At 71.4% G+C, this 1,173-nt stretch carries 1 protein-coding gene; it reads left to right on the top strand.

Annotated elements, in window-relative coordinates; all coding sequences use genetic code 11:
- Nucleotides 1–265 precede the first annotated feature (265 nt).
- Nucleotides 266–1,018, top strand: coding sequence for an ABC transporter ATP-binding protein (locus tag ABZW18_RS34795; protein WP_356195532.1), 753 nt, complete (start codon nt 266–268; stop codon nt 1,016–1,018).
- The last annotated feature ends 155 nt before the right edge of the window (nt 1,019–1,173 follow it).

The following is a 1,173-nucleotide window of genomic DNA, read 5'->3' as shown; positions in this document are numbered from 1 at the left end:
CCCCCGCCCGTATCGTGGACACGGACGGGGGCGCGCGGCGCTCCTGCGGGGACGTCGAGAGGCAACAAACGTGGCAAGGGAGCCAGAACACACCGACCCGGCAGTCGAGTCGGCCACGAGGGAAACGGCGACCGGCGGCGACCGGGCCGGGGACGCACGGACCGGGGACTCACGAACCGGGGGCACTCAGACCGGGGACGCTCGTACTCGAGCAACCGGGTCCGGGGCTGAACCGACTACCGCTGCACCGGCCTCAGCAGTCCGTATCCAGGGGCTGTGGAAGCGCTTCGGCGAGCAGGTCGCGGTCGCGGGGATCGATCTGGAGCTGCCCGCGGGGCAGTTCATCGGTCTCGTCGGCCCGAACGGCGCGGGCAAGACGACAACGCTCTCCATGGTGACCGGCCTCCTGCGGCCCGACGCCGGCCAAGTGGAGATCGCGGGCCACGACGTATGGCGGGACCCGGTCGCGGTGAAGGCACGGATCGGTGTGCTCCCCGAGGGGCTGCGCCTCTTCGAGCGGCTGTCCGGCCGGGAGCTGCTCGCGTACACGGGCCGGCTGCGCGGGCTGCCGGCCGAAGAGGTGGACAAGCGGTCCACCCAGCTGCTGGACGTACTCGACCTGGCGTCGGCGCAGCACAAGTTGGTCGTCGACTACTCGACGGGTATGCGGAAGAAGATCGGGCTGGCGGCGGCACTGCTGCACAACCCTCAGGTGCTGTTCCTGGACGAGCCGTTCGAGGGCGTGGACCCGGTTTCGGCGCAGACGATCCGCGGGGTGCTGGAGCGCTACACCGCCTCGGGCGCGACCGTTGTGTTCTCCAGCCATGTGATGGAGCTGGTGGAATCGCTGTGCGACTGGGTCGCGGTGATGGCGGCCGGACGCATCCGGGCGCACGGGACGCTGGCCGAGGTACGGGGTGACGCCCCGTCGTTGCAGACAGCGTTCCTGGAGCTGGTGGGCGCGGGCGGGCAGGCCGCGGGCCAGAGTCTGGACTGGCTGGGCGGCGGCACCCGATGAGCACCCTCTCCGCCTCCGTAACAGCCCCCTCGCCCGCGCCCGCCGTCGCCCCGGCCGGGGGGGCGGCGCGGCCCCCCGGGGTGGTAAGGCGGAAGAATTAGGGAGAGAGGGGGGGAGGGGAACAGTTTGGGGCGGGAGGGGGTTTAAAAGGTGGT

This window comes from Streptomyces sp. NPDC004647 (assembly GCF_040609575.1).
In the GTDB taxonomy this organism is placed as follows: Bacteria; Actinomycetota; Actinomycetes; order Streptomycetales; family Streptomycetaceae; genus Streptomyces.
This window is presented reverse-complemented; position numbering and strand designations above follow the sequence as displayed.